Below are 25,873 nucleotides of genomic sequence, written 5' to 3' on the forward strand. Positions count from 1 at the left end.
TATGGCCAGCAGATGCTCGTTGGCTACGGCGCGGTGGCCGCTTTGGGCCCTTAGCGGTCATTCCAACGGCAAGCGGCGCTCCACAATCGATATGAAATAATCGACGCCGAAGGGAATTGCGGCATCGTTGAAGTCATACCGTGCGTCGTGAACGGATGGGCCGTCGCCGTTACCAATGAGCATGATGTTTCCTGGGCGAGCTTCAAGCATAAACGCAAAGTCTTCTGACCCCATCAACGGTTCCATAGACCCGTTGACGTTTTCCATTCCTACCCGCGATCTCGCCACATCGACTGCGAAGGCTGTTTCATTTGCATGATTCACCGTTGGCGGAAACATCCGCTTGTAAGTAACGGTCGCTTTCGCACCATAAGCTTCGGCCACATACGAGGCGATTTCTGTTACCCGCTTCTCAATCAAGTCGCGTGTTGCCGGATCAAAGGTCCGAGTCGTTCCTCCCATTTCGGCCGACTGGGGAATGACGTTTCCAGCTTTACCGCCACCCATCCAGCCTACTGTGACAACAGCGCACTGGCGCGGGTGAACGTTGCGTGAGACTATCGTCTGGAGCGCCAGAAGGATATTCGCGCCGACGACGAGCGGATCGACGCTGGCATGGGGCGAAGACCCATGCGCGCCTTTGCCGTCGATTTTTATCCGAAAGCCATCCGCAGATGCAGCTAGGGGGCCACTCGCGGTACTGAACTGGCCGATTGGCAATCCTGGCTCCGTGTGCATGGCGTAGACTTCGTTGATTTCGAAGCGATCCATCAGACCGTCATCAACCATTGCCTTGCCTCCACCGCCACCTTCCTCGGCGGGCTGGAAGATTACTATCGCCGTGCCGTCAAACGCGCGTGTTCGCGTGAGAGCACGGGCGGCACCCAATAGCATGGCTGTATGTCCATCATGCCCGCATGCATGCATGACACCCTTGTTGGTGGATGCCCACTTGGCTCCGGTCTCTTCCTCGATTGGCAAAGCATCCATATCAGCACGCAAGCCGATAACCCTTCCGCTGGTCTGCTGCCGCCCAAGGATAACCCCCACGACGCCCGTCTTGCCGACACCTGTCACTACCTCGTCGCATCCGAACTCCTTCAGCTTCGAGGCCACCAACTCGGCTGTTCTGTGGACTTCGAACTGAAGCTCTGGATGGGCGTGGATATCACGTCGCCATTCGACGACATCAGCGTAATCGCCGTCTATTTCAGGCATAGGTCGATCCTCTGTCTGATCTCGGAAGTGAGGCGACGAGAATAGGATATTTCCCGTAACGCGCAATGGCAGCTATTGGCGCAAAGCAGCCGTTCGTGATCCCCATCGCCCTGTTTCGGGCCGAGCATCCAGAGGCGCGAATTCCCAGCTGATCCAAAACCGTTTCGCGCCACCACCGTCACTTCACCGCCTGCGTCCGCGCCGTCAGCTTGTTCCCGTCAGGATCGCGCAGATACGCGACAAACGCCCCGTTCGGACGCTCCGAAGGCGGGGTTTCGATCGCCGTGCCGCAATGCGTGCTACCGGCGGCATGCCACGCCAGAACATGGTCCCGGCTCGCAGCACCGATGCCGATCGTCCCGCCGTTCGCCGCCGTCGCCGGCTTGCCGTCGATCGGCGTGGTGATCATCAGCCGTCCGCCCTCATGGGCATAGATCAGCCGTCCCCGCGCATCCATCTCGCCGGGCTTGCCGCCCAATGCGGCGAACGTGGCGTCGTAGAAGCGCCGGGACCGCTCCAGGTCGTTGCTGCCGATCATGATGTGGGTGAACATGCTTTGTCTCCAGTGGGGCCGGGTATTCCAGGTTAAAGACATGGGCCAGCCGGAAAGCCCGGTCAATGCGGAAATTGTTGCCGCGTTCCCGCAGCGAGCGCCGTCTGCGGATTGCCCGCGGCTGGGCTGTCGGGATAGCGGGGCGGCGCAATTTCTCTCGCCAGTTATATTCATGAATGCTAATTTGTTCCGGCAATCAGATCGGGAGGGGCGTTCGTGCGTTTGCAACTCGTAGCCTGCATTTTGGCTTTGATCCCATTGGATGCTTCTGCCAGATCGCCGTCGGACATAGCCGATCTCGTCGGTGCGCGGGCTCCCGGCGCCGAAAGCGAGATGCAGGCCCGTGGATATGTGGATGTCGGGGGCAACAACACCTGGTGGAATGCTGCCCGAAAGCAGTGCGTCAAGGTGCGCGTCTCTCAGGGACGGTATGCATCCATATCGCAGCTCAAGGCTTCCTCCTGCGGCCAGAAGGCGACTGCCGCCAAGAACTGCCCGGCAGACCTGTCTCAAGCTGACCTTTACAAGTATCCGGGCTGCAGCCTGTGAGCCGGTGCGTTGCTCCGGCTGGGCTTATCAGGCAATCAGAGATAGGGGTGCTGATCATCATGGGGACTTTCCCAGGTTCATGACAGCCGCGACGTTGGTCATCTCCGCAGGTTTCGCCGGTGCGGCCGACGTGGCCGTTCGCTTCAAGTGCGGTGCCTGTTTCGCCTAAAGCGCCGAAACCCGGTTCCGCCCCGATCGTTTCGACAGATACAGCCCCTCATCGGCGCGCTTCAATATATCGCTGGCCGAGCGGTCCGGCAGGCCGAATTCGGCCACGCCGCCGCTGATCGTCGATTCGTAGCGCATGCTTTCCCTGAGAATGGCGGGAACGCGTTCGCGCAGCCGCTCGGCGATCTCCAGCGCGTCGGTCTGGCGGGTGCCGGGCATCACCACCACAAATTCGTCGCCGCCGAAGCGGGCGATCATGTCGTCCTGGCGCAGATGCTGGCGGCAGAGGCGGGCGATCTCGATCAGCGCCGTGTCGCCGGCGTGGTGGCCCATCTCGTCGTTGAGCCTCTTGAAATTGTCGAGGTCGAAGACCAGCACCGATGTCTGGGATTTCTCGCGCTCGAAGACCGTCAGCCGCTGATCCAGCGTCTCGATCAGCTTGCGGCGGTTGTAGAGCCCGGTCAGCGCATCGGTTTCGCTAAGCTGGCGCAGCTGCTGCTGCACCTCGTTCTTGCCGGTGATATTGCTCGCCACCCACACGACGGCATCCTCGCCCTCCACCTGAAAGGGCAGCGCCTGGACGCGGCCCTCGAACCAGATCGAATGGCCGGGGCCATCGCCGGCACCCTTCACATCGGCGCCGCTGAGTTCGTATTCGACGATATGCAGCGCGCCGCTTGCAAGCGCCCGCTCGATCTCGGCGGCAAACCAGCGGGCCTTTTCCTCTTTCAGCACGTCATACATGGTGAGCCCGACAAGGCCGCTGCCATCGTGATAATGCCGGAGATCCTTGCCGCCGAAGATCGCCGCATAGCGGCCGCTGCGGGTGAGAATGAAGGCCGGATCCGGAAGGGAGGACAGGATCGACGTCAATTGCTGCTGCGTAAACACCCTGTCACCTCTCAGATGACGCGCGGGGAGGGCGCCAGTCATCTGCCTGTCAGTCTTTCGTCTGCCCAATCTGGCACAGCCGCATTGCATTTTTCTAAATGGGGGCCTGCGAGAGCTGACCGGGCATTTGTTGTCAGCCGTCCGCCTCATCCGCCTTCGGCGATGCGCTGAACAGGTTCTTCAGCGCGTTGGTCTTTGTCTTCTGCACCCTGCTCATCTTCAGCGCCCGGTTGGCGGCCTTGGCCTGTTCCAGCATCATCTCGATCTGGATCTGCTGGATCTCGGTCAGCCGCTCCCATTGCCGGTTCAGGAGGTGATCGACCTTTTCGTGCAGGTGGCGGATTTCGAGCTCCGCCTTGAGGTTGACCTTGTAGTCGTTGAGCGCCCGCAGCCGGTCCTTCGATTCCTGGCGGCGCTGGCTCATCATGATGATCGGCGCCTGCAGCGCGGCGATGGTCGAGAGGATGAGGTTGAGGAGAATGAAGGGATAGGCGTCGAAGGCCCGCTGCTCGCCCATCAGGAAGTTGATGCCCATCCACACGGCAAGGAAGAAGCAAAAGGAGATGATGAAGGTCCAGCTGCCGCCGAAGGTGGCAACGACATCGGCGACGCGATCGCCGATCGAGCGGCGCTCCTCGTAATCCTCTTCGATGTTTTCGGCCAGCGTGTCGTGGCTGCGCAGGCTTTCCACCACCTCGTCCTCGAGATTGGAAAGCTCGCCGCGTTCGTCGCGCAGGAGCTCGGCGATATACTGGCCGCGATAATCGTCCACGACCTTGCGGTTGATATAGTCGTCCGAGCGCAGCCCCGGATGCTTCTGCCGCATGAAATCGGCGAGCGACGGGCGCAGGTCGTCGAAGTGGATGGCATCCTTCTTCTTCAGAGCAGCACCGGTGATCGCATCGACCAGTCGCACGGACTTCGCCTTGGCCTGCGCCAGGCTGTCGCTGTAATCCTTCATCTCGACGGTGGCGGCCTCGCCATGTCCGGCATCGAAATCCACGATCCCGCCTGCGAAATCCAGGGGCTTTTCTTCTGCCATCCGACGATCCTCTGTGCCGATTTCCTGCGCCTCTAAACATTAAATCGAACAGGATTGTGACATCGTTCTGCGATCCCGGCGAGGCCATTTGCCGCTATAGGCTCGGGCTGATAACCGGGACTGGCCATGCGCGATTAACGGCATCAAAAGCTTTTTGCCGTATCGGAACGTCATGATCTCGAGTGGACTTCGAAACATATTTTCGGTGGCCGCTCTGCTCCTGGTAATGCTGCTGCCTGCTGGCGCCGCATCGGCCGGCGAAGCGGAGTCCTTGGGGATTCGCAGTTCCTGCCAGGCCTACGCGACGCTCTCGGAAGACGTGGCCGCCATTGTCAGGAACGAGGCACGCTGGTCCTGCGGCGCCAAGGAATACTCCCTCGATGCCGAGCGTGTGCTGCTGCGCTTCGACATTGCCCCCGGCGAGACACTCCCCCGCTATTTCCTCTCCAGGCGCAGCGCGCTCGAGGCCGTGCATCTGCTCGCTATCAACAGCGATGGCGCGATCAGGGAAAACACCATTCCCGCCGCCGCCCTGCAGAGCTCGATGGCCGGTGGCTATTTCAAGGCGCCCCTGCCGGAGCTGACCGGCGAGACCAGGCAGGTCGTCGCCGTCATCGACCTGCCGAGCCACAAGATGACGCTGGAGCGCGCCTATCTCGCCCCGGCGGATGGTGCCGGCGGCGTCAGTGACATGCGCTTCGCGCTGATCCTCGCCGGGCTTGCCGGCATGCTTGTCATGCCGCTGATCTTCAACGCCGCCTTCTACCGGGCGCTGCGCGAAACCTTCGTTCTCTGGCACACGGCGCTGACATTCTCGCTGCTGGCGACCATTCTCGTCACATCCGGCCTGTCGGTCCTGCTGTTCGATCCGCCGGCAATGACGCTGAGCTGGATGACGACGGTGATCTTCGGCATGACGGTCGCATCCGGCGCGATGTTCACCCACAGCTTCGTCGAGCCCGGCCGGATGCACCCGTGGCTGCGCTGCGCGCTGCCCTGGTGCGCCGCCTGGGCGATCGTCCTCGGCGTCTTTCACGCGGCCTTCCCCTTCGTCGCCCGCCCCATTCAGTCGAGCGCCTACACGGCCGCTTTTGCCCCCGTCCTTGCTCTCTTCATGCTGTCGATGATCGATGCCTGGCGCCGCGGCAGCCGCGCCGCCCGCTACCAGGCGATCGGCTACCTGCCGATGGTTGTGGTCGGCCTGATCCGCCTGGTGACCGGCATCGTTCCCTGGCTGCCGAGCACCGACGCGACACTGCTCTTCTATGCCGGCTGCGTCTGTGAGGTCGTCTTCACCACACTAGGTGTGGCCGAGCGCTTCGTCACCATGAAGCGCGAGCGCGATCGCGCCCGCAACGAAGCCGAATTGCTGGAGCGTCTCTCCGAAACTGACGCCCTGACGGGCCTGCTGAACCGAAGGGCGATCGAACTGCGTTTCGAGCAGCTTCGCGCCGAGGGCTTCACGACGCTCGCGATCATCGACCTCGATCATTTCAAGGCGATCAACGACGTCAACGGCCACAGCACCGGCGACGAGGTGCTCAAAGCCGTCGCGAACGCACTCCAGCCCGGACCGAGCGTCCGCGCCTACCGCCTCGGCGGCGAGGAATTCGTGCTCCTCTTGCGCGGCGAGGACGCCGGGACCCAGGCCGAACTCCGCCGCCAGGCCATCCCCGCCATCGTCGCCCACACGGTCGCCGGCCTCGAGCGCCCGGTCACCGCCAGCATGGGCATCGCCGGTCTTCTTGCAGAAGAGGATTTCGCGGCCCTCTATGAACGGGCTGACAAGCTGCTCTATGAAGCCAAGAGCGGCGGTAGAAACCGGACGCGGAGTGCGGTGAGGGTGGTTGAGGTGGCGCAGGGTTTCGCGGGTGAGCGGGCGATGAGTGCGTGAGGGGCGGGCTGCGCCTGTCAGGTAGCCCGCCTAACTGTTGCCTTAAACGTAGCCGCTATCGGCCATCGCGTTCACATCATCGGCACAGTAACGATCAGAACGACTGCCAGTCCCGCGAGCAGGACTGATGTTTCGATCATGAAGATGGCGATCTGCCGGCTGGACATTTCAGGAAAAAGGGATTTCATCATTTGCTCCTATTAAAAATATTATTCTAACGGAACCACCGTATCACCAAAGATAATCGAAAAGTTTTTTATTTTCGAATTTGCTAAAATTTTCTTAATGGCTGGTCGCGGCCCGGGTTGCCCGGGGCCGCTCTCCAGCTTGTGAGGGCGTCACAGCGCCCGCGGGATCACCAGGGCAGCACGCCATTGTGGTTGAAGTAACCCGCCGTCGGTCCGTCTTCGCCAAGCGTCGCCAGCTTCACCGCCACTTCGGCTGCCTCTTCCACCGTCCGGTAGCCGCTATTGCCGTTCATCTCGGTCGCCGTATAGCCGGGGTCGGCGGCGTTGACCTTGACGCCGAAGGGTTCGGCGGCCTTGGCCAGCGAGACGGTGGCGGCGTTCAGGGCTGATTTCGAGCTGTTGTAGCCGAGCGCGTTGACGGCGTAGAACTCGTTGTCGGGGTCGAGCAGCGACTGGATCGAGCCGAGCTCGCTGCTCATCATCACGATCCGCCCCGCACCCGACGCCTTCAGCAGCGGCAGGAAGGCCTGTGTCACACGGATCGGCCCGAAGACGTTCACCTCGTAGACGTTCTTGGTGATGCCGATCGGCTCCTCGAGCGGCGAGATGCCAAAGCCGTCGGCGATCCCGGCATTGTTGACGAGGGCATCGAGCGTGCCGGTCTGTCCGGCAAGCGCCTTTGCGGCGGCCGTCACGCTGCTATCATCGGTAACGTCGAGCTCGAGCCAGTGCGCGTCGAACCCTTCAGCTTTCAGCCTGGCGGCGGCTGCTTCGCCGCGGCTCTGGTCGCGGGCACCCAGCCAGACGCGATAGCCTTCCGATGCCAGCCGCCGGGCGATTTCGAAGCCGATGCCCTTGTTGGCGCCGGTAACAACTGCAGTCTTGATCCTGGTCATGTCTCACTCCGTTTGTGGAGCCTTAGACATCGTGCCGATCGCGATCGCAGCGTGAGCCGCAAAATCCCGGCTTCTTGCCTAATCCTCCTGACCTGCTGCTCGCAAAGCGCCGCTCTCTTGTCTTGCGTTCGGCGGCCATGCCACCATATGTCCATGATGGAAGCGATGGATGAATTGCGCGATCGGGCGCTGAGACATGCGCAGGGGCAGCGCACGCAAACCGCTGTCCCGCGGGTGACGATCACCAAGGATGCGGCGCTGACGGGCATGACACCCGGCATCTATGAGCCGATGCTCTGCCTCGTCCTGCAGGGCGCGAAATGTGCGCTGATCGGCGACAGGCGGCTGCATTACGACCGTGCCAGCTATTTCGTCGCCAGCATCGAGGTTCCCGGCGCCTGCCAGATCGTCGAGGCGCGCCCCGATACACCCTATCTCGCCGTCGCCCTGACGCTCGATATCCCTGTCGTCGCCGAAATCATCATGGACATGCCGGGTCTGCCGCCGATGGCCGATGGCCCGGGTTTCGGCATCAGCCCTGTCACGCCAGAGCTCGCCGATGCCTGGCTGCGGCTGATCAAGCTGCTCGACACGCCCTCGGATATCACGATCATGGCGCCGATGCTGGAGCGCGAGATCATCTACCGCGTGCTGCTCGGCCCGCATGGACCGATGCTGCGCCAGCTGGCCCGCAGCGACAGCCGTCTCGGCCAGATCCGCCGCGCCATAAGCCATATCCGCGACAATTTCGATCAGCCCATCACCATCGAAACGCTCGCCTGCATCGCCGGCATGAGCCCGTCGGTGTTCCACAAGCACTTCAAGGATGTGACGGCGATGAGCCCGATCCAGTATCAGAAGAAGCTGCGGCTGCACGAGGCCCGCCGCCGGCTGCTGGCCGACCCCGGCGATACGGCACGCGTGGCCTTTTCGGTGGGCTATGAAAGCGCCACCCAGTTCAGCCGCGAATATGCCCGCCAATTCGGCGCTCCGCCCGCCCGCGATGCCGGGAGGCTCAGGGAGCGCGGGACGCATCTGCGCCAATTGATCGACGGTTAAAGAAGCGCAGYGAGCGCTACGATTTTGGTTCTGACGTCCGGTACCGATCGAGCTTCTGCAGAATGAAATCCTCTATCTTCCGCAGCTCGGCGAGCTTGCCCCTGACGATATCGAGGCGTTCTTCGAGAAAACTCGCGGTCTCCGCGGCGGTGACTTCGCGCTCCCCGTAAGTGTCGAGGATCGGCCCGATTTCCTTCAGCGAAAGGCCAAGCTGCTGCGCCTGGCGAACGTGCTCGATCCTCTTGATGGCACTCGCGTCATAGTCCCGGTAGACGCGGCTTCCCGCGCGTCGCTCGGTCGAGCGGATCAGGCCGATCTCTTCATAGTGCCGGATCCCGTCCTTCGACATGCCGGAGATGCGGGCGAGTTCGCCGATGAGCATTTTTTAAACCGCTTGACTGTGGGGTTTCCCGATAGATTACGAAGGAAGCAGTTTCGTTTCAACCGATAAGTCCGAGGTTCAGAATGCCCGCATCGCAAAAGCCCGTCGCCCTCGTCACCGGGGCCTCATCCGGCATGGGAAAGGATTTCGCCATGCGCCTGCTGGCGGAAGGCTATGTGGTCTATGCGGCGGCGCGCCGCCTGGAGCGCATGCAGGATATCGTCGCCAGGGGCGGTCTGGCGATTGCCATGGACGTCACCGATGACGCCTCAATGGTTTCAGGAGTCGATCAGATCATCAGCGAGCAGGGGCGCATCGATGTGCTTGTCAATTGTGCCGGCTACGGCCAGTATGGCGCCATCGAGGATGTGCCGATCGATCTCGCCCGGCGGCAGATGGAGGTGAACCTTTTCGGGCTTGGCCGGCTGACCCAGCTCTGCCTGCCGCATATGCGCGCCCGCAAGTTCGGCCGCATCGTCAATATTTCTTCGATCGGCGGCAAGCTCACCACCCCGCTCGGCGGCTGGTATCACGCATCGAAATTCGCGCTTGAAGGCTGGTCCGACGTGCTGCGCAACGAGGTGCGCGGCTTCGGCATCGACGTCATCGTCATCCAGCCGGGTGGCATCGAAACCGAATGGAGTGATATCGCCACTGGCGAGGCATCCCGCATCTCAGGGTCCGGTCCCTATGGAAAGCTCGTCCAGGCCTTCGTTCGCGGTCAGGCGAGAATGCGCAAGGCGCCGCCGCCATCGGTCATCACCGCGCTGCTCAGCAAGGCGGTCGGCGCAGCCCGGCCCCGCACACGCTATGCCGGCGGCATGCTGGCCAAGCCGCTGCTGTTTCTGCGCCGCTGGCTGCCGGACCGTATGTTCGATCGATTGATCATGTCGGCCTTCCGCTAACTGGCCGCTACGTTGCCTTCAGGCCGCCGCGCGAACGCGTGCCTCTTCGCGAATGCGGTTGACCATCGAGCGCAGCCCGTTGGAGCGCTGCGCCGAAAGGTTTTCGACGAGGCCGATCTTGGCGAAAGTCTCGAAGGCATCGAGTGCTGCGATCTCGGAGGCGGTCTTGCCGGAATAGGTGGCAAGCACGATGGCGACGAGGCCGCGGACGATATGGGCGTCGGAATCGCCCTCGAAGGTCATCACCGGATTGTCGGGGTTGCCATCGGTATGCGTCACCAGCCACACCTGGCTGGCGCAGCCCATCACCTTGTTGGCGGATGTCTTCTTCTCGTCCGCAAGATCGGGCAGCGCCTTGCCGAGCTCGATCACATAGCGGTAGCGGTCTTCCCAGTCGTCGAGGAAGGAGAAGTCGTCGATGATTTCGTCAAGCGATGCCATGGGAGCGGGGCCTTTCAGTGATGCCCTGCATATAGGGGAAGTGCAGCTCTTTTTGAACCGTTAAAAAAGAAAACGCCGTGAAGGATGGGCATCCTCACGGCGTACAGCAAACTGCTGAAATAAACAGGGCAGGCACGTCAGGCACGGGGTACCTCCGCATTATGCGGACCACCGGTGCAAGCTTTGGAGCGGAAGGCGTCCCGCGGAGTTTCAGGAGACCGGGCGCGGTTTCGGCGTCGGGATGACGGACGGAACGGTTCCGGTGACGACGGTGTCGGAGGCGCTCGCATCATCGACCGGCGGGCGGTAAGGCATCGGCTGGTTCAGCGCGGCGGTCTTCTCTTCCTTTGCGGAAGGAGCGAGCGCTGCAACCGGGGTGAAGTTGGCAAGCGGTGCGGCGACGGCGCCTGCTGCTTCGGCGATCTTGGCGGACGGCTTGTCCTTCTCGTCGCCGGAAAGCTGGTTGTCGATCAGCTGGTAGGCGACGCGGGCGCCTTCGCGGGCTCTGTAGCCGAGCGCGGTCAGCGTTTCGCCGCCCTTGCTGCAAACTTCCGGCTTCTCGCCGCACATGCCGGTTATATAGTCATAGGCGCCGCTGACGGCGGTGAAGGCGTCGGAAAATTGAACCTGGGGGTCGTTGGCGAGGCGCGTCGAGCTTTCCGAGCTGAAAAGCGGCAGCAGCACCAGCACAAGTCCGAACCAGAAGCTTCCTTTGATCAGTAGTCTCATTGTCGTTGCCCATCCTGTTTTCCCGTCCGGTCTTGTTGCCGAATCAGGGTCCGTTTCCGGTGTGCTTTCACCCTAGCGCGGAAGTGCGAATGCCACTTTTCGAAACTCCGCGGCATTTGCGGCAAATTTAATTCGAATTTTAAATAAAGGCCGACGTACCGTATTTCAGTCAAATTGTAGCCATCGGCATTAAGCATGGCACGGCCTACCGCCTGTAATTGCAGGGATTCTCAACGATGGCCTCGCCGCAAAAGTTAACACAAAGCTGAAATGCCAGCGAATTCCATCGCTTACCCCCTGTTAACCACGAAAACCAAAGGCCCGCTGCAATGGCTCAAAACGGGACTTTTGCCGCTTTCTGGCTGTGGAGGCGGGTTTTGCCTTATCCTTTCTTTAAGCGCCCAGGGCCTATTGTCCGGGTCTGTTAAAGAGCCTTTTCGGGCGGGTATTGCGTGCGAGTATTGAGTGACATCGGCAACCGGGCGGCAGCCCTCGTGGACCGGGCAGCGGCAAGCTGGCTTTCCCGCACGGGGAGCGGCGAGGCCGTTGCCGAACGCGAGCTTGCCATTCTCCGCCGCCTCGTCTTCCTGTCGTCGGGCGCGCTGATTGCAGCCCCGGCCGGCCTCTCCTTTATAACCAGCCCCGCCGTGGCACTGCCCGCAGGTGTGGCGACCGTCTGCGCCGCCTTCCTGTTCTCTGCAGTTGGCAGCATCGCGCTGTCGCGCCAGACGCAGGTGGCAACTACCGTCATCCCGGAGACAGCCGAAGACTTCTTCCTGCAAAACAGTGCGGGCCTGATCCTGTTTCTCGATCCGCAGGGCAACGTCACCTCGGCCGGTGGCCGCGACATCAGTGAGTACCTCGCCTGGATGCGCGAGCCCAAGGGCCGCGGCTTCATCGAGCAGGTGCATGTCTCCGACCGCATTCTTTTCCTGCAGGCCCTCGATCAGCTGCGCCAGGGCGATGATGCCGTCAGCGTCGACCTGAGGCTGGACCGCCCGGGCGTCTCGCGTGATCTTCGCCAGTTCGCCTATCTCCGGATGGATATGACCGCGCGGCGCGACGGCGAGGGCGCGCTTGCTGCCGTCGTCGCCCAGCTTCGCGACGTTTCGGTCGAGCAGCAGCTGCGCCTGGATGCCCAGAGCCGTGCCGCCGATGCCGAATCGGCAAACGATGCCAAGTCGCGCTTCCTGGCTGCCGTCAGCCACGAGCTGCGCACCCCGCTGAACGCCATTCTCGGTTTCTCCGACATTCTGCTCGGCGAATATTTCGGCAAGTTCGAAAACGATCGCCAGCGTGAATATGTCGGCCTGGTGCGTGATTCCGGCGCCCATCTTCTGTCGGTGGTCAACACCATGCTCGACATGAGCAAGATCGAAGCCGGGCGCTACGAGCTGATGCTCGAGCCCTTCGACATCGGCGCCTCGATCAAGTCGTGCGAGGCGATGCTGACGCTGCAGGCAAAGACCAAGGGTGTGTCGCTGACCAGCCGCATCCAGCGCGATCTCGACGAGGTCGTGGCCGACCAGCGCGCCATCCAGCAGATCCTGATCAATCTCGTCGGCAATGCCGTGAAGTTCACCGAACAGGGCGGGGCTGTCACCGTCGACGCCTCGGTGCGCGCAGGCGTGCTGCAGCTCAGCGTCAGCGACACCGGCATCGGCATTCCGGCCGACCGGCTGGCGACGCTCGGCCAGCCCTTCGTGCAGATCCAGAACGATTATACCCGTCAATATGAAGGCACCGGCCTCGGCCTGTCGCTGGTCAAGGGGCTCGTGGCGCTGCATGGCGGCCACTTCGCCATTGCCAGTGCGCCGGGCGAGGGCACCATCATCACCATATCGATCGCGGCGGATGGTTCCGGCGCCCCGGCCGCGGATGCGGCGCGGGATGCGGCCGTCGAATTTCCGCCACGCCTGAAGACGACTGCGGCATCCGTTGCCGGATTGGAAGAGGGGCTGTTCGATGGCCGCGCGCAAGCGAAAATCGCCTAAGGGGAAGAGGGGCCGGCAGCAGCCGGGCCTGCTTCTGACGGGGGCAGCCGCCTTGGGCGGCGTCGGCATGACGGGCGCATCGATGCTCGGCGGCGTCGTTGCGCGCAATCCATCGATCGCCGGCGGAACCGCCGCCTTCGTCGTCATCTTCTCCTTCGTTGCGGCCAATGCGCTCTGGTATCAGCCAGGCACGCATCCGCATCCGTTCTTCCGCACCCGCGATCTCTCCTCGCCATTCTCCATCGGCCGACCCTCGGTCGAGGAGCCGCATCCGAACGACGTCACGACCTTCAAGATCGAACGGCCCGGCGATGAGGGTGCGACTACCAACGCGCTGCCGCCGGCCGCAACCGGTGGCCAGCAGCCGGTTCAGCTGGTCATGGATATCCAGCAGCAGCTGATCCGCCGCGGCCTCTACAATGGCACTGCGGACGGCGTCATCGGCCCGCGCACCAGCGCTGCCATCCTGTTCTTCGAAGAGACCGTCGGCATGCCGCAGAACGGCGAGGCGACGCCGGAGGTTCTGGCGGCACTGCAGACCGATTCGGCAGGTCCTTCCATGGTGCCCACAGAGAAGCCGCGTGCGGATGTCAGTTCCGCCGCATCCGCCGAGGACCCGGTGGCAGCGGCTATCCGCAGCGCCGAGAAACAGGTGAAGACGGCGCCCGCGGCCCTCAAGCAGGTGACGCCTGGCGAACTCTCCAGCGTCGATCTGGTCTTGAAGATCCAGAAGGGCCTGGCCAACATGGCCTATGCCAATGTCGGCGTCGACGGCGTTGCTGGCGAACAGACCCGCGCCGCCATCCGCCACTTCCAGAAGCACTACAACCTGCCGGAAGATGGCGAGCCCAACGCGGCGGTGCTGAAGAAGCTGAAGGAAATCGGCGCGATTTAGCGTCGAGTCGAAATTCCTCTTTTGATTGCATTAAAGGCGCTCAAACACGCTTGTCGGGACGCTGGGCGCGCGGATTGGTACGTATGCGTTCCGCAAATAATGACAGATTGTCGCAGACTATGCCCGCAAAACTACTGGCGGGTGAGGGCGAAAGGCGATTTAAGTCGCTGTAAACATAGGAAAACAGGTAGAAGTCTAGCTCACGCCTAGTGTTTCATCGGTCGCTGTATTAGCTGCGAATTTATAATGCTCACAAAAATATGATACAAATACTCGGCTCGCTTGGTGCTATTCATCAAGTGCGACCGGGGGGCCAGTCAGGAGCAACGGACTGTGATTAAATTGTCACTTTCTCGCATCTGAAAGATACCAGTCGGATGGTATCTTTCTCTCGTCGCCACGCCGCGGGCATCCCCGCGCCCTCCTTGAACGGGACGGCGCCTTCCCCCGCCAGGATCAAACAAATGTTGCGCGAACCTTCCTATGGCGGGATGGGCGAACTGGACGGCTCCGACCGCGCCATGTATCGCTCCACCGCCTCCATCAATGATCTCGAAAATCCGCGGCTGTACAAAGCCCTCCATGATCATTTCGCGGCGGTGTATCCCGTCACGTCCAAAACCGGCGCATCCGAGTTCCATCTCGGCGGCGGCCAGACCTTCCGTCTCCATCGCGGCGTCAACGATCTCAATTTCGAGATCACCTATTCGGAAATTTCCCGTTTTGCGGCGATCACCCGTTCGCTCAACTCCAGAACGAAGAAATATGCGAAAGACGGCCTGCAGTGGAGCACATCGCGCGTCGCCTTTCCCAAGCAGCTGCTCGCGCTGCCGCGTCCACTCGACGAACCGCGTTCGCCGGAAGACGTGCTGATGTCGATCTTCCATCTCGATCTCAACGATTCGGCGGAGACCGAACGGCGAATCACGACTTGCATCGCCGCGCTCTATCCGTCCGGTCCGCGCCTCGGCGGCGGTCAGCAGGGCAATGATGCGCAGATGACGATGTCCAATCTTGCCGACTGGCTGTCCTTCCAGGACGTGCGCCAGGTGCTGCAGGTCGATGATGCCGATCATGCCGCGACCATGCTCGTCTCGATGATGTTCGGCGGCTTTGCCTCGCGCATGAGCGCAGGTGAGGGCTTGCCCGACAGGGCTTCTCTCACAGGCTATCTGAAGAGCTGCATCCAGCTTTTCGTCCGCGGCTGCCGCCGTCACGACGCCTGATGATCTTCCAAACCGGCCGCCGCAGGCGCGGCCGGTTGAGCGTTGCTCCGCCACGGGATCGCCATTCTCCGGCCCGATTTCCTTAATCCGAGCGTCTGCTCTAGCGCCTTGCTTTTATTAATTATTTCTTAACGTGCCAGCTTGGTTATGCACAGCAGAACCGCCCCGGACCGCTAAAATGTGGTAAAAATGCCACGAGAAAAACTTCCGGGATAATTTTGGTACGAATACGTTTATTAAATAATTGACGACTCCGGGGCCTCCTGTTCATATCCAGCCCGTGACCGAAGCAAACGTTCGGAAACGCATGGCGGACTGAAATTTCAGGGGACCGCATCCATCGCGCTAAGCAAGAGCCAACCTTGGGGTTGGCCTCTGGAACGGAGACAGAAAATGAACATCAAGAGCCTCCTTCTCGGCTCCGCTGCTGCACTCGCAGTAGTATCCGGTGCACAGGCTGCCGACGCTATCGTCGCCGCCGAACCGGAAGCAGTAGAATACGTCAAGGTTTGCGACGCCTACGGCACCGGCTACTTCTACATCCCGGGCACCGAAACCTGCCTCAAGGTTGCTGGTTACATCCGTTTTGACGTCGGCTTCGGCTTCGGCGATGCATACGACAACAACGGCGGCCAGGATTGGGCCGATCACACCCGCGCTGAACTCTCGTTCGACTCCAAGAGCGACACTGAATACGGCACTCTGACGGGCCGCATCGCCCTCCAGGGCAACTACAACGGCGCAACGATCCCGACGAGTGGCATCACCGGCGGTGCGAGCACGACGATCGGCAGTGCAGGCAACTCCGTCATCATCGACGAAGCCTACCTCGACATCGCCGGCTTCCGCGCTGGTAAGTTTGCAAGCTGGTGGGACAACGACTTCACCGGTGAATCCGACAAGATGTCGAACAACACCAACTTCAACGCTGTCCGCTACACCTACGACGCTGGCGACTTCTACGCTGGTGTTGCTCTTGAAGAGCTCGGCGGCATTAGCGGCCGTACAATCACGCTGCCAAATGGAACAACTTTTGTTTCCCCGGCTTCGAGCCTCGATAACAACAGCCTCGGCATCGACGCTTCGGTTGGCGGCAAGTTCGGTGCGTTTACCTGGCAGGTTTACGGTGGTTACAGCCAGCGTGAAGAAGAAGGCGCCGTTACCGCCCGTATGTCTGCTGACATCGGCCCCGGCACCCTCGAAGGCGCTGTTGTCTGGTCTTCCGGTCTGAACTCCGAAACCTTCACCAACAACTACGACCAGACGGGTGAATGGACCTTCGTTGCTGAATACCAGCTCAAGGCAACCGACAAGCTGACGATTACGCCTGAAGTCCAGTACACCTCCAACATTGTTCCGGATGCTGGTGGCAACTGGGATACCGGCCACATGTGGCGCGCTGGTGCAACCATGGACTACAAGATCGTCGACAACCTCTCGACCCGCGTTTCTGCGACCTACGTCAACGAAAACTACGGCAATGCAGGTGGTTCGGCTGATTGGGTTGAAGGCTTCTTCCGCCTGCAGCGCGACTTCTAATCACACGCTATAAGCCGATTAAGATTGACCTCCAAATCGGTTTCGAAAGGAGAGCCCGGGTTCCCACCGGGCTCTTCTCGTTTTTATGTGACGGGTATTGACTGAAGTGGCGCGCCTGAGCGCTGCCGTTAAGGCCGAAGTCCGTTGGCGAAGATCTTCAGGCTGGAGCGCAGATAGGCCTTGGTGCGCTTGGCGCGGACATCGGGATCTGCTCCGCCGCGGTCGATGCTGAGGCTGCCGAAGACAATGCCGATCAGCATCGTGGCCGCCGCATCCGCGTCGATGGCAATGATCAGTCCCTTGTCCGTCAACAGGCGCAGCCAGCTGGCAAGCTCGGCCCGGGCCATGTCGAAATCGAGCCGCAGCTGCGGCACGTATTCGGTGGCTTCCCAGGCGACTTCGATCAGGAAATACTGGCGCATGTTCGCCGGGCTCGGCGCTTCGTTTTCATCGACGAAGAACACACGGCCGAAAAGCTCGTCGAGAGCGATCCCGTCCGTGGCTTCGGGGAAGTAGAAAACAGAGCCTATCTTCGCCTTGATGGCAGCGGAAAGAAGATCGCCTTTGGCTTCGTAGAAGTCGTAGAATGTCCGCTTGGAGATGCCGCATTTCGCCGCGATGATGTCGACGGTTGTATTGGCATAGCCGAGCTCGATAAAGACGTCCGTGCCTGCCTCTATTATGTCGGCCTGCCGCTGGTCTAGATCGATGCTCTTCGGCCGCCCGCGAGGCCGCTTCTGCTTTTCGTCGGTGTTCGAGCTCACATTTCCCCTGCGCGCACGTGATATTTTCATCCCTGCGGCACTGATACATGAAGAGCTGCGGCGGGTACAGCGACTTCAATGTCGCGATTATGTTACAGGCTGTTGACAGGCTGCGCGAAAATCGCAGCATCGAAAATCGTTGCACGCCAAAGGCCAGATGTTAAGCTTGCTGCAGGGAAAACAAGGGAGCAACGCATGATTGTCTCCTCGCCGGGGACAGCATGGAAAGCCCGTACAGACGCCGCAAGCAGCCTGAACTCGTCAGGCGCAATCTGCTCGATGAAGCGCGCAAGCTTGCCGTCGAGGAAGGCCTCGCCTCGGTCACGATGCAGGCCGTTTCCGAAGCCGCCGGCGTCACCAAGGGCGGCTGCATTCACCACTTCCCAAGCAAGAAGGACCTGATCGAAGCCGTCTTCGACGAGCTGCTGCAGGCGATCGACGAGGATATCGAGGCGCGCATCGCCCGCGACCCCGAACCCTACGGCTCCTTCACACGCGCCTATATCAACTCGGTCTTCGACAAGAACGAGCGGACGAATGGCGGCCACTGGGCGCCGCTGACGATTTCGGCGCTGACCGACCCCCATCTGCGCACCCTGGTGGCTGATTGGGCCAATGCCCGAGCCGAGCGTCACAGCGCCACCGATGGCGACATGCATCTGCGCATCGCCCGCTTTGCCGCCGATGGCATCTGGCTCGCCAATCTCTACCACGTCGATATTGCCGATGCCGAGAAGATCAAGGCGGATCTCCTGGCCGTGACCGAAAGGCCGCGGGTTTCCCTGGCAAGGGCCTAGAGCCGGCGGGGCAGCTCTGGCGTCGGCGCCGCCATCCGCCTATAGAACGTCCATGAGACTTCGCACCGACATTTTCGTTTCCGCGCTGCTGCGCCGCGTCTTCGCCACGGGGGATTTCGCCGCTGTGGAGAAGAAGGGCGCCGAGGAAGCCGGTGCGGTCTTCATCCGCCAGCATTTCCGCGATGGGCTGGAAACGCTTTTCGGCCCGGCGCCGCAAAGCTTTTTCGATGAGGAGGACAGCGGTGACCGGCTGTTCGAGATCCGCATGGAGCGGCAGGAGCCGGAGATGGTCAGGGAGCTGCTAGAGCGCGAACGCAAGTTCGATCCGGATCTCTGGATTGTCGAGCTCGAGACCAGCGATGCGGCAGCGCTGCTAACGCTGGCCGCAGAGAAGAAGAAAAGCCCGTTCTAGCGGCGGCCGACCGTCTTCAGCTCGCGGGCAGGCGGCACTTTGCGCTCCGCAACCGTCGGCTCCGCTTGGCCGTCGCGTTCCGGCATGTAGGTATAGCTGTCGGCACGGCGCCACGCCTCGACCCGTTCGTGGCATTCCTCCGCATCGAGCGCATCCAGCACCATCCAGGCGCGGGTGACGCTGTGCTGCGGCTCGGCCAGATGCGGATAGAGCTTTTCCAGCACGAAGACGGCATCGAGAAAGCCCATGCCCAGGCTCATAAGCGTCGTTGCGAGCTGCTGGCCGGAGAGGTCGAGCATGATGCGCTCGGCAAGCCAGCGGCTGGCAGACAGCGCATCGGCAAGCGTGCTGGCAAAATGGCTGGCCTCGCGGGAGCGGGCGAAGCGAACGAGCAGCGCTTCCTGGATATCGGAAATCGTCCTGAGACCGAGCCGGTCGTCGTCCTTGCGGCCGAGATGGCTGGCAAGCCCGCGGATCTTCTGGCGCATCGCCTCTTCGTTGGCGAGGCGCTCGGCAAAATCGGGATCGACAGTAGGCTCTTCGATAACAGCGACAGCGATCGGAGCGGCTGTCTCTGCGGCCGGCAATTCGGCGGGCGACGGGCGGGCAGTCGCCTGGCGCAGCGCCACCAGCGCATCGATCACCTTCGGCGAAAGATTGTCACGGCTGACGATGGCACGGATATGGGCGGTGCCCTGTGTGCGGGCGATCATGATCAGCGTATCGTCGCTGATCGCCTGCGAGGCGGTGAGAAAGGGGGCTGCGACCGATATCGGCTGATTGCCGATGAACAAGGCGACTGCCTGCGGGATTACGATGCATTGCGACAGGGCGGCAACGGCCTGGCGGCGCGCCTCCTCGGAGGAGGCCTGGAAGAGGGGCGTGAAGAGTTCCGCAAACTGCCGCAGCTCGGATCGCGTCGGATGCGCCAATCCTTCGAAGCTGCTGACAGTCGCCATCAATACCACGTCCTTCTTTCGAATGGCCATCGGCCCTTCTAGGTCTCTAAACCGGTCACGCACAAGAATACCCCGGAAACGCCGATACTGAGGGATCGAATGCGCCGGTTGGACGGAGACCGGACCCATACGAATATGAATAAATCCTACATCGGCAGGGTTAATGCTTGCTGAAGATTTTAATCAAATGCCACACAATAATACACGTAGGGCGTGCGCCGGTATAGGTAGCCGGACAAACGAAAAGCGCCCCGCTGATACGAGGCGCCGAGCGTTGTCCGGATTGCTCCGGAAGTGTTTTGGAACGTTAAAGTCCCTTGTGGGAGCGCAAGGCCATCAACAGCTTTTCGCCGTTATCATGACCCGACTGATAGAGGTCGAGCGCTGCCGAAGCGGCAAAATGTGCTTCGGGACTTTTGATGTCGAGACGCTTCTCCGAGCACCACGCGTCGAGTGCGCCGCGCAGCACGTCCAGATCTTCGGGAGAGAATGTCGCATTCACGAATAAAGACATGAATTGCCCTCCGTGTCCTGCGGCAAGAGCGTATATTGTCTCTCAAGCGGTCATCGCCGTTAAACCTTTGACCGATGGACGGACCATACGCCCATTCAGGGCGACTGCAATTAATATTTTCATGACGTAAATCGGCAACACATCCTTATGACGTAAAGGTGATCGGTGGTCTTTTTCTAAGCTGCTGAATTTATGCGTCTTTCCTAATTAAATCTGACTTATTGCCATGTGAAACTAAAAGACAGCTCGCCGCGTTTATTGAACGGCCTTACAACAAGGCTTCGCAGTGCTGAAATATTAGGAAACTGTTAACTATCCTATGTCTCAATTCGGACAGGAACAGCGCGGTTCGAAGGTTCGGCCGTCAAGATTCCACATCACGGATATCCGCAAAGGTGCCGTGAGAAAGGCGCGAATGCCCGGAGATGCCGGCAACGGTATTGAAGGACGCGCTGGCCCGCGCAGGCGGGCAGGGTGAAATCCGCTTAGCTTCATCCGTCTCGGGCAGTGCATGGAGACGAGAATGGCCACCATAGTCGCATTGGCTGACCGGCGCTCGCAACAGCCGCGCCGCAAGGACCAGGAGCCCGTCGAGGCTCAGATATTGCTGTTCACCGGGGTCCGCTACGAGCGGCTCACCGACGCGCCGAAGCCCCGTCCGGTGCCACGCGCGCCGCGTGTGAAGAGCAAGTAGAGATATCAATTGCCGCTGGCGTAGGTTTCGCAGCCTGCCTCGGTCAGAAAGTTCTTTGCCGCGTCGTCGAAGCTTGCCTGCGGGGCAAGCGTGCGCAGCACCGCGTAACCCTCGCTATGGGTCATCTCCACCAGGATGGTCTGCTGCAAATCGGCAGGCAAAGCCTTGCGCAGCTCCGTCAGCTTGATCGGGCTTGCCGCCAGCACATCCAGCGCCCCGCCGACCGACGTCCTGTCATTCATGCTGAACACCTCGTTCGAGGCCCCGTCATAGACCGCGATCGACCAGAAGGGCACGCTGCCCTTGGCGGTGAAGCGCACCGGGCCGTCCTCCAGATCGAAGGAGCAGACGGCGGTCCGCACGAAGGGATCGCTGTTCGACAGCCCCGCATCGTCATAGGTCGACGACAGCAGATAGAAATTGTTCGGATCACCCTCGGCAATCACCCGCGTCTCGGCATCCTTGCCGGTGAAATGCGGCAGCGCCAGGATGATGACCAGATGCAGCAGGGCGGCGCCGAACAGGCCGGTGATGATGGCAAAGACGATCCTAAGCATTGCCGCACCCGGTCTTCTCGAGCTTCGGCATGGCGAGATCGATGACGCCGGAGCTGCCGGCCGTCGGTGTGTCGAACAGCGTCAGCACCAGGCGGAAGGTGCCGGCTGCCGGGAGCGCCAGCCAGTTGCCGGGCCGGGCATTGGCGGAAACGTCGATGACGAAGCTGCTGTCGGTCTGGCGCAGAACGGTCCAGGAATTCAGCGCGCCGGGAAGGCCGGGGCGAACCGAGGCGGGATTTCCGCTATTGTCGGATGTATAGAGCGTCCAGAGGCGCGCTGCCGGCGTCTGGCCGCTGATGCGGTAGCTGCATCCGGCATTCAGCCGGTCGCCATGGTCATCGACACCAGCCGTGAATGTCAGCCCCTCGGCGCTGCCGTAAAGCAGCTTCCCGGCGCGCGCCCGGTGCGATTTCGCGTAAGGATCGGCATCAGCCGTCTGCAGCTCCGGAAAGGCTTCCCAGGCGCCAAGCTTGATGGCGCCGAACCCCTGCGTCACATCCAGCGCATACCGCGAAACCATGATCCCGCCGCCGAAAGCGACGATCAGCGTAATCGCGATAAATAGCGGGAATCGAAACACTGCCGGCCCTTGAGATCAAATCAGGTGAAAGGGTTAGCACTGATTCTGGCGGGGTGGAATGGTGGAGGTCGTTTTCACGTTTCAGGCCGGCGGAAGAGTCTCTCGCCGCGCAGACGCGCGGCGGCTGGATCCCTGTGACGGGCACAGGGATGAGGGAGGTTAGGGGAGGCGCTTGGGATCATACGGTGCGGTCGAGAGTGTTGTGCGAGGCTATGTCTTCAGTACGCTCGGCATCTCGGCATCTCGGCTGTCTTCTGCGGCCAAACCAAAACTCCCTCATCCCTGTGCTCGTCACAGGGATCCAGACCACGGTGCGTCTGCGCCGTGAGTAACTCTTGTCAAAGAAGAAAATCAAAGCCAATCTTCAACCATGAAGGGTTATGTCTATATCCTTGCATCCCAGCGAAACGGCACGCTTTACACCGGCGTGACTCGAGACCTCTCGACGCGGCTTTTCGAGCACCAGAACGAACTGACGCCGGGATTTACATCGACGTATGGCGTGAAAACGCTGGTCTGGTTTGAAGAATACGACCTGCTGACGACGGCAATCACCCGGGAGAAGACGATCAAGAAGTGGCCTCGGCAGTGGAAGCTCAATCTGATCGAGGCGATGAATCCGGAGTGGGAGGATATTTCGGTCTACCTGCATGGGCTGTGAGTCTTTCGCCACGCAGACGCGTGGCTGCTGGATTCCTGTGACAAGCACAGGAATGAGGGGGGCGGGGTTGCGGCCGCGTTTCAATGACTACGTGTAGAGGATGCAGGCCGTGGGTTTCTGCCATTGACACGTTGCTCTCTGGCCGCTGAGTTCAGCCCCAATCTCCCTCATTCCTGTGCTTGTCACAGGAATCCAGCCACGGCACGTCCGTGCCGTGAATGACTAAAGCGGCTACCTCACGTGGTGGAAAGACTCTCCCCGCCGCGCCGACGGGAGGTCGGGGTTGCGGCCGCGTTTCAATGGCTACGTATAGACTATGCAGGTCTTGGGTTTCCGCCATTGGGACGTTGCTCTTTGGCCGCTGAGCTCAGCCCCAATTTCCCTCATTCCTGTGCTCGTCACAGGAATCCAGCCCACGGCACGTCCGTGCCGTGAATGACTAAAGCGGCTACCTCATGTCGTGAAAAGACTCTCCCCGCCGCGCCCAGGCGCGGCGACGAGAGAAGCGGGTGGGGCGGCTCTTGGCGCTACGCCACCCCAATCACTCCACACTCGCCACCTTCTGCGCTTCCAGCGGCGCCGCGTCCTTCAGCTTCTCGCCGAGGTCCTTGAGGATCTTCGTGCTTTCGGCTGACAGCATCCGCGGGCGCACCAGCTGGGGGATGCCGTCGGCGGGTTTGGCGGCGGCGGTCTTGGCGGCGTCCTTGGGGGAAGGCAGCGGGTTTTCGATGCCGGGGATGGCGCGCAGCACGACGCCCTGGTGGGCGTAGTCCATGGCGCGCTTGAAGGTCATCGCCGGCAGCGAGCCGCCGGTCATGTTGTTGGTCGAGGTATAGTCGTCGTTGCCGAACCAGACGGCGGTCGTGTAATTGCCGGTGAAGCCGACGAACCAGGCGTCGCGATAGGCCTGGGTCGTCCCCGTCTTCCCGGCGGTGACGATGCCGTTGTCCAGCGCTGCCTTGCGGGCGGTGCCGACATAGGGGATGCGGCTCAGCATCTGGTTCATCTCGTCATCGGCTTTTTCGGACAGCACCCGCTTTGCCGGCGGCTCGTCGCGGTCGAAGTCGTAGAGCACGTCGCCGTCGTAATCGAGGATCTGGGTGATGCCGTGGCGGCGGGATTGGTAGCCGCCTGCCGGGAAGACTGCATAAGCCGTCGCTTGGTCGAGCACGGTGACTTCGGAGGTGCCGATCGGGATCGTCACGTCGTCACGCACCGGCGATTCCACGCCCATCGCCTTGGCCATGGCGCGGATCGGCTGGATGCCGAGCTTTTCCTTGGCGAGCCGCACCGGAATGGTGTTGATCGACTGGGCGATCGCCGTTTCCAGCGTCACGCGGCCGGCATAGCGGTTTTCGTAATTGTGTGGACTCCAGTTGCCCCAGCTGATCGGTGCGTCGATGATCGTCGTCTTCGGGGTCATGCCGCTCTCCATGGCCACCGAATAGGTGTAGACCTTGAAGGAAGAGCCCGGCTGGCGCAGCGCCTTGGTGGCGCGGTTGAACTGGCTTTCGCCATAATCCCGGCCGCCGACCATGGCGCGCACCGCTCCGCCGTTTTCGATCATCACCATCGCGCCCTGCTTGGCGTGATAGCTCTCGCCATATTCGCGCAGCGATGTCTCGACCGAATCCTCGGCCGCCTGCTGGATGCCCATGTCGATGGTGGTGCGCACGACCAGCGAATGCTGGTGGAAGCGCGAGGCCAGCCGCTGCACCTCGTCGAAGGCCCAGTCGAGGAAGAAATCGGGCGCCTCCTGCTCGTTGCGGTCGATGGCGGTGGCCGGATTGCGCCGCGCTGCAATCACCTGTCCCTCGGTCATCAGCCCGCTCTGCACGAGATTGGTCAGCACCTCGTTGGCACGGGCGCGCGCCGCCGGAAGGTTGACATGCGGGGCGTATTTCGCCGGCGCCTTGAAGAGACCGGCGAGCATGGCGCTTTCGGCGAGGTTCACATCGGTGATGCTCTTGCCGAAATAGAATTGCGAGGCCGCCGCTGCACCGAACGTACCGCCGCCCATATAGGCGCGGTCGAGATAGGTGGACAGGATTTCCTTCTTGGAGAGATTGGCCTCCAGCCACAGCGCCAGGAAGGCTTCGGTGATCTTGCGGTCAATCGAGCGCTCGTTGGAAAGGAACAGGTTCTTTGCCAGCTGCTGCGTCAGCGTCGAGCCGCCCTGCACGACTTCGCCGGCCTGCGCATTGGTGACCAGCGCCCGGAACAGGCCGATGACGTCGATGCCGAAATGGTCGAAGAAGCGGCGGTCTTCGGTGGCCAGAACCGACTTGATCAGGCTGTCGGGCAGCTCGTCGATCGGCACCGAGTTCTGGTGGATGACGCCGCGATGGCCGATGACATTGCCGTAGCGGTCGGTGAAGGTGACGGCGAAATCGCCGCGATTGCGCCAGTCTTCCTTGGTCGCCTCGAAGGCGGGTTGGGCGAGCGCCAGCATCAGCACTGCGCCGACGGACCCCAGCGTCAGGCCTTCGCCACCGAGTTCGAAAACGATGCGCTTCCAGCCGCGCACACGGAAGCGGCGGAAGAAGATGGTGATGTCTTCCCAGATTTCGGCAGAGCGGAAACCGGCGTTCCAGACCGTCGAATCGATCCAGGAATCGATCTTCAGCAGAAGGTGCCTGCTCTTCTTCGGCTTCTTTTCCGGAGTATCAGGATCCTGCACGTTCTTCACTTCCCGCCCGATCGCGCTTGACGGCTGGCCCCCCAGGCGTCAGAGCAACAGCCTAACTTGGCATTGCGCTCTTCGATAAACGAAGCATGCTGAATGTTTGATTGATTTGCCCGGTGATAACAAGAGACGCAGCCCGCCTCACGCGAATTTGCGGGGCCGCTGTTGCAGAAACGAAATGATGGAAGACACACCCTTCTGGAAGCGCAAGACGCTACCCGAGATGACGAAGGCAGAATGGGAAAGCATCTGCGATGGATGCGGGCTCTGTTGTCTTAACAAGCTCGAGGAGTGGGACTCGGGCGACATCTACTTCACCTCGGTTGCCTGCAAGCTGCTGGATGGCGAGAGCTGTCGGTGCTCGAACTACGAGAAGCGCTGGGATTTCGTGCCCGATTGCGTGCAGCTGACAAAAGAAAACGTGCCTGAGATCGCCTGGCTGCCGCCGACCTGCGGCTACCGGCTGATCAATGAGGGCGAGGACCTCTACTGGTGGCACCCGCTGGTCTCGGGCGACCCCGAGACCGTGCACCAGGCGGGCATTTCCGCCCGCGGGCGGACGATCAGCGAGACGGAGATCGACCCTGAAGCGCTGGAGGATTACGTGGTGGACTGGCCGCTGACGGTTGGCGAGACGGCGAAGGAGCGGCCGGAATAGGGGCCGCGCCTCGCACTGCTTT

27 protein-coding genes are annotated in these 25,873 nt (G+C 61.4%); 13 read left to right on the forward strand and 14 right to left on the reverse strand.

Translation table 11 applies throughout. The features are described from left to right. Positions 1 to 57: 57 nt before the first annotated feature. Both AC1DNK_RS04880 and AC1DNK_RS04885 read right to left on the reverse strand, forming a co-directional pair. A complete protein-coding gene (locus tag AC1DNK_RS04880) occupies positions 58 to 1,218 on the reverse strand; it encodes a M20 aminoacylase family protein (protein ID WP_477939644.1) in 1,161 nt (386 codons plus the stop codon). 178 nt (positions 1,219 to 1,396) lie between these two features. After that, positions 1,397 to 1,771 (reverse strand): VOC family protein, encoded by a 375-nt coding sequence (locus tag AC1DNK_RS04885; protein WP_477939646.1) that lies wholly within the window; start codon positions 1,769 to 1,771, stop codon positions 1,397 to 1,399. A gap of 216 nt (positions 1,772 to 1,987) precedes the next feature. On the opposite strand from AC1DNK_RS04885, the gene AC1DNK_RS04890 reads away from it, so the two are divergent. Continuing rightward, positions 1,988 to 2,320, forward strand: a complete 333-nt coding sequence (locus AC1DNK_RS04890) for a hypothetical protein (RefSeq protein WP_477939648.1) — start codon at positions 1,988 to 1,990, stop codon at positions 2,318 to 2,320. Between the two features lie 165 nt (positions 2,321 to 2,485). Here the strand turns inward: AC1DNK_RS04890 and AC1DNK_RS04895 are convergent, their stop codons facing one another. Beyond that, positions 2,486 to 3,421: a sensor domain-containing diguanylate cyclase gene (locus AC1DNK_RS04895; protein WP_477939651.1), complete on the reverse strand. Its 936-nt coding sequence runs from the start codon at positions 3,419 to 3,421 to the stop codon at positions 2,486 to 2,488. A gap of 91 nt (positions 3,422 to 3,512) precedes the next feature. After that, positions 3,513 to 4,421, reverse strand: coding sequence for a DUF1003 domain-containing protein (locus tag AC1DNK_RS04900; RefSeq protein ID WP_310297626.1), 909 nt, complete (start codon positions 4,419 to 4,421; stop codon positions 3,513 to 3,515). Between the two features lie 205 nt (positions 4,422 to 4,626). On the opposite strand from AC1DNK_RS04900, the gene AC1DNK_RS04905 reads away from it, so the two are divergent. Beyond that, positions 4,627 to 6,315, forward strand: a complete 1,689-nt coding sequence (locus AC1DNK_RS04905) for a sensor domain-containing diguanylate cyclase (protein ID WP_477939654.1) — start codon at positions 4,627 to 4,629, stop codon at positions 6,313 to 6,315. A gap of 355 nt (positions 6,316 to 6,670) precedes the next feature. Here AC1DNK_RS04905 and AC1DNK_RS04910 read toward each other — a convergent pair whose 3' ends face one another. Beyond that, the gene (locus AC1DNK_RS04910; RefSeq protein ID WP_310297633.1) at positions 6,671 to 7,399 is read right to left on the reverse strand and encodes an SDR family oxidoreductase; all 729 of its coding nucleotides are present in this window, start codon (positions 7,397 to 7,399) and stop codon (positions 6,671 to 6,673) included. Positions 7,400 to 7,564: 165 nt separating this feature from the next. On the opposite strand from AC1DNK_RS04910, the gene AC1DNK_RS04915 reads away from it, so the two are divergent. Continuing rightward, a complete protein-coding gene (locus AC1DNK_RS04915) occupies positions 7,565 to 8,458 on the forward strand; it encodes an AraC family transcriptional regulator (protein ID WP_310297636.1) in 894 nt (297 codons plus the stop codon). A 16-nt stretch (positions 8,459 to 8,474) separates the two neighbouring features. Here AC1DNK_RS04915 and AC1DNK_RS04920 read toward each other — a convergent pair whose 3' ends face one another. After that, positions 8,475 to 8,840: a MerR family transcriptional regulator gene (locus tag AC1DNK_RS04920; protein WP_310297639.1), complete on the reverse strand. Its 366-nt coding sequence runs from the start codon at positions 8,838 to 8,840 to the stop codon at positions 8,475 to 8,477. A gap of 83 nt (positions 8,841 to 8,923) precedes the next feature. Here AC1DNK_RS04920 and AC1DNK_RS04925 point away from each other — a divergent pair, with 83 nt between their 5' ends. After that, positions 8,924 to 9,745, forward strand: a complete 822-nt coding sequence (locus tag AC1DNK_RS04925) for an oxidoreductase (protein WP_477939657.1) — start codon at positions 8,924 to 8,926, stop codon at positions 9,743 to 9,745. Between the two features lie 18 nt (positions 9,746 to 9,763). Here AC1DNK_RS04925 and AC1DNK_RS04930 read toward each other — a convergent pair whose 3' ends face one another. Continuing rightward, positions 9,764 to 10,186 (reverse strand): SufE family protein, encoded by a 423-nt coding sequence (locus tag AC1DNK_RS04930; protein ID WP_112390920.1) that lies wholly within the window; start codon positions 10,184 to 10,186, stop codon positions 9,764 to 9,766. Positions 10,187 to 10,396: 210 nt separating this feature from the next. Beyond that, a complete protein-coding gene (locus AC1DNK_RS04935; protein ID WP_477939659.1) occupies positions 10,397 to 10,915 on the reverse strand; it encodes a DUF5330 domain-containing protein in 519 nt (172 codons plus the stop codon). Between the two features lie 452 nt (positions 10,916 to 11,367). Here AC1DNK_RS04935 and AC1DNK_RS04940 point away from each other — a divergent pair, with 452 nt between their 5' ends. The 4 genes from AC1DNK_RS04940 (at position 11,368) to AC1DNK_RS04955 (ending at position 16,569) form a co-directional block, all read left to right on the forward strand. Next, positions 11,368 to 12,909, forward strand: a complete 1,542-nt coding sequence (locus tag AC1DNK_RS04940; RefSeq protein WP_477939661.1) for a sensor histidine kinase — start codon at positions 11,368 to 11,370, stop codon at positions 12,907 to 12,909. After that, positions 12,881 to 13,804 (forward strand): peptidoglycan-binding domain-containing protein, encoded by a 924-nt coding sequence (locus AC1DNK_RS04945; RefSeq protein ID WP_477939663.1) that lies wholly within the window; start codon positions 12,881 to 12,883, stop codon positions 13,802 to 13,804. Before AC1DNK_RS04940 ends, AC1DNK_RS04945 begins: the two co-directional genes overlap by 29 nt. A gap of 464 nt (positions 13,805 to 14,268) precedes the next feature. Next, positions 14,269 to 15,030 carry a hypothetical protein gene (locus tag AC1DNK_RS04950; RefSeq protein ID WP_477939665.1) on the forward strand — a complete coding sequence of 254 codons (762 nt, stop codon included), beginning with the start codon at positions 14,269 to 14,271 and terminating at the stop codon, positions 15,028 to 15,030. Positions 15,031 to 15,423: 393 nt separating this feature from the next. Next, positions 15,424 to 16,569, forward strand: a complete 1,146-nt coding sequence (locus tag AC1DNK_RS04955; protein ID WP_477939667.1) for a porin — start codon at positions 15,424 to 15,426, stop codon at positions 16,567 to 16,569. Positions 16,570 to 16,697: 128 nt separating this feature from the next. Here AC1DNK_RS04955 and AC1DNK_RS04960 read toward each other — a convergent pair whose 3' ends face one another. After that, positions 16,698 to 17,333, reverse strand: coding sequence for a TetR/AcrR family transcriptional regulator (locus tag AC1DNK_RS04960; RefSeq protein ID WP_162702796.1), 636 nt, complete (start codon positions 17,331 to 17,333; stop codon positions 16,698 to 16,700). A gap of 221 nt (positions 17,334 to 17,554) precedes the next feature. Here AC1DNK_RS04960 and AC1DNK_RS04965 point away from each other — a divergent pair, with 221 nt between their 5' ends. Both AC1DNK_RS04965 and AC1DNK_RS04970 read left to right on the forward strand, forming a co-directional pair. Beyond that, positions 17,555 to 18,130, forward strand: a complete 576-nt coding sequence (locus AC1DNK_RS04965; RefSeq protein WP_112390913.1) for a TetR/AcrR family transcriptional regulator — start codon at positions 17,555 to 17,557, stop codon at positions 18,128 to 18,130. Between the two features lie 52 nt (positions 18,131 to 18,182). After that, the gene (locus tag AC1DNK_RS04970; RefSeq protein ID WP_477939670.1) at positions 18,183 to 18,542 is read left to right on the forward strand and encodes a DUF1491 family protein; all 360 of its coding nucleotides are present in this window, start codon (positions 18,183 to 18,185) and stop codon (positions 18,540 to 18,542) included. Here the strand turns inward: AC1DNK_RS04970 and AC1DNK_RS04975 are convergent. Together AC1DNK_RS04975 and AC1DNK_RS04980 are read right to left on the reverse strand one after the other, a co-directional pair. Beyond that, positions 18,539 to 19,564 (reverse strand): DUF2336 domain-containing protein, encoded by a 1,026-nt coding sequence (locus AC1DNK_RS04975; protein ID WP_477939672.1) that lies wholly within the window; start codon positions 19,562 to 19,564, stop codon positions 18,539 to 18,541. The two genes, AC1DNK_RS04970 and AC1DNK_RS04975, sit on opposite strands and share 4 nt — an antisense overlap. A 244-nt stretch (positions 19,565 to 19,808) precedes the next feature. Beyond that, positions 19,809 to 20,015, reverse strand: coding sequence for a hypothetical protein (locus tag AC1DNK_RS04980; RefSeq protein WP_112390911.1), 207 nt, complete (start codon positions 20,013 to 20,015; stop codon positions 19,809 to 19,811). Between the two features lie 523 nt (positions 20,016 to 20,538). Between AC1DNK_RS04980 and AC1DNK_RS04985 the strand changes: the two genes are divergently transcribed. After that, positions 20,539 to 20,709, forward strand: a complete 171-nt coding sequence (locus tag AC1DNK_RS04985; RefSeq protein ID WP_310297669.1) for a hypothetical protein — start codon at positions 20,539 to 20,541, stop codon at positions 20,707 to 20,709. Between the two features lie 5 nt (positions 20,710 to 20,714). On the opposite strand, the gene AC1DNK_RS04990 is transcribed toward AC1DNK_RS04985, so the two are convergent. Continuing rightward, entirely contained in the window at positions 20,715 to 21,266 is a 552-nt protein-coding gene (locus tag AC1DNK_RS04990; protein ID WP_112517193.1) for a DUF1254 domain-containing protein, read from the reverse strand. Next, positions 21,259 to 21,846: a DUF1214 domain-containing protein gene (locus AC1DNK_RS04995; RefSeq protein WP_310297672.1), complete on the reverse strand. Its 588-nt coding sequence runs from the start codon at positions 21,844 to 21,846 to the stop codon at positions 21,259 to 21,261. Before AC1DNK_RS04995 ends, AC1DNK_RS04990 begins: the two co-directional genes overlap by 8 nt. Positions 21,847 to 22,216: 370 nt before the next feature. Between AC1DNK_RS04995 and AC1DNK_RS05000 the strand changes: the two genes are divergently transcribed. Further along, the gene (locus AC1DNK_RS05000; RefSeq protein ID WP_477939674.1) at positions 22,217 to 22,507 is read left to right on the forward strand and encodes a GIY-YIG nuclease family protein; all 291 of its coding nucleotides are present in this window, start codon (positions 22,217 to 22,219) and stop codon (positions 22,505 to 22,507) included. Between the two features lie 541 nt (positions 22,508 to 23,048). Here the strand turns inward: AC1DNK_RS05000 and AC1DNK_RS05005 are convergent. Continuing rightward, complete coding sequence (locus AC1DNK_RS05005) at positions 23,049 to 25,187, reverse strand: transglycosylase domain-containing protein (RefSeq protein WP_310297681.1); 2,139 nt, start codon at positions 25,185 to 25,187, stop codon at positions 23,049 to 23,051. A 187-nt stretch (positions 25,188 to 25,374) separates the two neighbouring features. On the opposite strand from AC1DNK_RS05005, the gene AC1DNK_RS05010 reads away from it, so the two are divergent. Continuing rightward, complete coding sequence (locus AC1DNK_RS05010) at positions 25,375 to 25,851, forward strand: YcgN family cysteine cluster protein (RefSeq protein ID WP_477939892.1); 477 nt, start codon at positions 25,375 to 25,377, stop codon at positions 25,849 to 25,851. Positions 25,852 to 25,873: the final 22 nt, after the last annotated feature.

It is taken from the genome of Rhizobium sp. 01N424, from assembly GCF_056399485.1.

Coding starts and splice junctions, on each gene's coding strand:
- AC1DNK_RS04880 (WP_477939644.1), bottom strand. CDS start 1,218: ATGCCTGAAATAGACGGCGATTACGCTGATGTCGTCGAATGGCGACGT.
- AC1DNK_RS04885 (WP_477939646.1), bottom strand. CDS start 1,771: ATGTTCACCCACATCATGATCGGCAGCAACGACCTGGAGCGGTCCCGG.
- AC1DNK_RS04895 (WP_477939651.1), bottom strand. CDS start 3,421: ATGACTGGCGCCCTCCCCGCGCGTCATCTGAGAGGTGACAGGGTGTTT.
- AC1DNK_RS04900 (WP_310297626.1), bottom strand. CDS start 4,421: ATGGCAGAAGAAAAGCCCCTGGATTTCGCAGGCGGGATCGTGGATTTC.
- AC1DNK_RS04910 (WP_310297633.1), bottom strand. CDS start 7,399: ATGACCAGGATCAAGACTGCAGTTGTTACCGGCGCCAACAAGGGCATC.
- AC1DNK_RS04915 (WP_310297636.1), top strand. CDS start 7,565: ATGGATGAATTGCGCGATCGGGCGCTGAGACATGCGCAGGGGCAGCGC.
- AC1DNK_RS04920 (WP_310297639.1), bottom strand. CDS start 8,840: ATGCTCATCGGCGAACTCGCCCGCATCTCCGGCATGTCGAAGGACGGG.
- AC1DNK_RS04925 (WP_477939657.1), top strand. CDS start 8,924: ATGCCCGCATCGCAAAAGCCCGTCGCCCTCGTCACCGGGGCCTCATCC.
- AC1DNK_RS04930 (WP_112390920.1), bottom strand. CDS start 10,186: ATGGCATCGCTTGACGAAATCATCGACGACTTCTCCTTCCTCGACGAC.
- AC1DNK_RS04935 (WP_477939659.1), bottom strand. CDS start 10,915: ATGAGACTACTGATCAAAGGAAGCTTCTGGTTCGGACTTGTGCTGGTG.
- AC1DNK_RS04945 (WP_477939663.1), top strand. CDS start 12,881: ATGGCCGCGCGCAAGCGAAAATCGCCTAAGGGGAAGAGGGGCCGGCAG.
- AC1DNK_RS04950 (WP_477939665.1), top strand. CDS start 14,269: ATGTTGCGCGAACCTTCCTATGGCGGGATGGGCGAACTGGACGGCTCC.
- AC1DNK_RS04955 (WP_477939667.1), top strand. CDS start 15,424: ATGAACATCAAGAGCCTCCTTCTCGGCTCCGCTGCTGCACTCGCAGTA.
- AC1DNK_RS04965 (WP_112390913.1), top strand. CDS start 17,555: ATGGAAAGCCCGTACAGACGCCGCAAGCAGCCTGAACTCGTCAGGCGC.
- AC1DNK_RS04970 (WP_477939670.1), top strand. CDS start 18,183: ATGAGACTTCGCACCGACATTTTCGTTTCCGCGCTGCTGCGCCGCGTC.
- AC1DNK_RS04980 (WP_112390911.1), bottom strand. CDS start 20,015: ATGTCTTTATTCGTGAATGCGACATTCTCTCCCGAAGATCTGGACGTG.
- AC1DNK_RS04985 (WP_310297669.1), top strand. CDS start 20,539: ATGGCCACCATAGTCGCATTGGCTGACCGGCGCTCGCAACAGCCGCGC.
- AC1DNK_RS04990 (WP_112517193.1), bottom strand. CDS start 21,266: ATGCTTAGGATCGTCTTTGCCATCATCACCGGCCTGTTCGGCGCCGCC.
- AC1DNK_RS05000 (WP_477939674.1), top strand. CDS start 22,217: ATGAAGGGTTATGTCTATATCCTTGCATCCCAGCGAAACGGCACGCTT.
- AC1DNK_RS05010 (WP_477939892.1), top strand. CDS start 25,375: ATGGAAGACACACCCTTCTGGAAGCGCAAGACGCTACCCGAGATGACG.